Below are 3,061 nucleotides of genomic sequence, written 5' to 3'. Positions count from 1 at the left end.
AGCCGCCGCCGCAGAAGCGATGACGCCGACTGCTGCCAGCCCCCCTCCGCTCCGCACCGCAAGGACCCCTACCAGTGACGACACTTTCCTCCACGACACGTGGCCCGCGCCGCGCCGCCGCCACGATCGCGCTACTCACCGCTGTTCTTGTCGGCGCCGCCGCCTGCGCGACCTCGGAATCGGCCGGGTCCGACGGGCCCTCTGCTTCGCCGGCCCCAGCCCAAGCCGAGCCCGTCACCCTGGCCACCCTGGAGGGGGAGGAGGTCACCGTGCCCGCCGACAAGCCGGCCGTGATGTTCTTCTTCACCGTCAACTGCGGAAGCTGCGCCCAAGGCGCCGCAGCCCTGGGCGAGGCCCACGCCCAAGCCGCCGAGCAGGCCGATTTCCTGGCCGTGGACATCGACCCGAACGAGCCCGCCGAGTACATCACCGAACTCCTGGACACGGTCCAGGCCGCGGACGTGCCCGCCGCCACCGACACCGACGGCGCCCTGTCCAGCACCTACGAGGTCACCGCGCTGGGCACCCTGCTCATCGCCACCCCTGACGGGCAGGTCGCCTACCGGGCGACCGACCCCTCGGCCGAGCAGATCCTGGCCGCGCTCGAGGAGGTGGGCGCCTGATGGGTGCACTGCTGGCCCTGGCCTTCGGCGCGGGGGTGATCGCACCGCTCAACCCGTGCGGGATCGCGCTGCTGCCCGCCTACCTGACCTACCACCTGGACGTGGCCACCCGCTCCGGCCGCGGTGGCCCGCCCGCCGCCGGACTCAAGGCCGGGGCCGCCCTCACCGTCGGCTTCGCCGGAACCCTGGCCGTCCTGGCAGGGGCGGTCAGCCTGGGGGCCCGCTCCCTGCTCACCCTCGCCCCCTGGGCGGGCCTGGCCACCGGCACCGTGCTGGCCGTGCTCGGCGCCCTGATGCTGATCGGCATCCGCGTGCCGCTGCGCCTGCCCGGCCTCGCCGCAAAGAGCGGGAACGCCCCCGCCGGGACCGGCCGTCTGGCTTTGTTCGGCGTTGGTTACGCGGTCGCGTCCATGGCCTGCACCTTCGGGGTGCTGCTGGCCGTCATCGCCCAGGCCAGCGCCGTTTCCAGCATCACCGCCCTGCTGGGGGTGCTGGCCGCCTACGTCGCGGGGGCGGCCGTGCTGCTGATGCTGTTGGCGGTGNCCGCCGCATCACCGGCCTGGCCCGCTACACCGGCCGCCTCAGCGGCGGTGTCCTGCTCCTGAGCGGCCTCTTCCTGGCCTACTACTGGTTCCCGGCCGCCACCGGGCGGCCGTCCAGCACCGGGCTCGGGGTCGAGCGGTGGGCAGCACAGCTGTCCGGCTGGGTCCAGGCCCACCAGACCGCCGTCGTCGTCCTGGCCGCCGTTGCCGTCGCCACCGCGGTGGCCTCGTCCTTGGTGACGCGTCTGCGTCACCGGAAACAGGGACCCGAGGACTGCTGCACACCCACCAACCCCGGCTCTGACGCCGAACAGCACCAGTAGTCCCCGGTCACCGGCAGCACGGCGACGCCGCCACCGAAAGGCCAAGGCGAGCTCTCCCGCGCCGCCCCCGTATCCGGCAGATCACGCCGAATCGGACCCAGACAGGTCCCGGCCTGGGACAATCCCCGTGCCGAGTCCGCCCGCCGCCCCACGGAGGTGGCCCGTTCCACGGAAGACACCCCCTCATGCCGGTCAACTTCCTCACCACCGCCCAGCGCGAGCGCTACGGCCGCTTCAACACCGTCCCCGACGAGTCCCAACTGGGCGCCTTCTTCCACCTGGACGCCGACGCACGCCGCCTGGCGATGGGCGCCTACGGGCCGCGCAACCAGCTCGGCCTGGCCCTGCAACTGACCACCGTGCGTTTCCTTGGCACGTTCCTGGACGATCCCACCGAGGTGCCCACCGCCGTCGTGGACTTCGTCGCCGAACAACTCGGCCTGACCGCTGATCACCTCAAGGGGTACGGGGAGAAGAAGGGCCGCTGGGACCACCAGAAGCTGATCCGCGAACGCTACGGCTACACCCTCTTCGGCCCCCACCAGTGGCTGTTGCTGGGCATCTGGGCCTACCGGCGCTCCTGGTCGGGCAACGAGCGCCCCAGCGTGCTGTTCGACCTGGCCACCAACCGCCTGGTCGAGGCCAAGATCCTGCTGCCCGGCGTGACCACCCTGGAACGGCTCATCGCCGGTGTGCGCGAGCGCGTGGCCCTGCGCCAGTTCAAACTCCTGTCCGCCGCCCCCACACCCGAGCAGCGCACAACCCTTCAGGCCCTGGTCAACGTGGCCGAAGGAGGGCGCGTCTCCCAGCTGGACCGCTACCGCAAGAGCCCCACCGACATCAGCGGCAAGGGCGTCGTCAAAGCCCTGGACCGCTACGCCGCCATCCGCTCCCTGGGCGCCTCCGCCTGGGACCTGTCCTCGGTTCCACCGGGACGGATCGTGGCCCTGGCGCGCTTCGCCAAGGCCGCCCGCGCCCAAGCCGTCGCCCAACTCGCCGACGACCGCCAGATGGCGACCCTGGTCGCCTTCGCCGCCACCCTGGAACCCGCCGCGGCCGATGAGGCCGTGGAGGTGTTCGACCTGCTCATCGGCGATCTGATCCGTACCGCCGCCCACCGCGCCAACCGGGCCCGTATGCGCTCCATCAAGGACCTGGACGCCGCCGCCCTGGTGCTGCGCGAGGCCTGGCTCAAGGTCGTCGACTCCTTCAAGGACCCCGACAGCGACGTGCGAGCGATCGTGGCCTGCATGGACACCGCGCGCGTGGACAACGCCGCCACCACCGTCGGCGACCTGGCCCGCGAGCCCGACGAGGACGCCCAGGCCGAACTGATGGAGCGCGCCGCCACCATCCGCCGCTTCCTACCCAAGCTGCTGCGCACCCTGGATTTCGACCACGGCGAGAGCCCCGCCGGCGCCGACGTGATCGACGCCTTGGACTTCGTGCGGAGCCTGCCCCGGCGCCGCACTCGCGTCGACCCCACGATCGTGCCCACCAAGTTCCTCACCCCCGCCTGGCAGCGCCGCGTCTTCCCCACCAGCGGACCAGGCGCCGGTGAGTTCGACAAGGA

2 protein-coding genes are annotated in these 3,061 nt (G+C 72.2%); both read left to right on the top strand.

What is annotated here, in order from left to right; translation table 11 throughout:
* Positions 1–74: 74 nt before the first annotated feature.
* Positions 75–623, top strand: a complete 549-nt coding sequence (locus D474_RS0100350) for a TlpA family protein disulfide reductase (protein WP_017611612.1) — start codon at positions 75–77, stop codon at positions 621–623.
* Between the two features lie 1,050 nt (positions 624–1,673).
* On the top strand, positions 1,674–3,061 hold a 1,388-nt coding region (locus D474_RS0100340), incomplete at its 3' end, for a DUF4158 domain-containing protein (protein ID WP_017611611.1).

It is taken from the genome of Nocardiopsis salina YIM 90010 (assembly GCF_000341025.1).
In the GTDB taxonomy this organism is placed as follows: Bacteria; Actinomycetota; Actinomycetes; order Streptosporangiales; family Streptosporangiaceae; genus Nocardiopsis; species Nocardiopsis salina.
The sequence above is the reverse complement of the archived record's forward strand: the minus strand, read 5'-3'. Positions and strand labels throughout refer to the sequence as shown.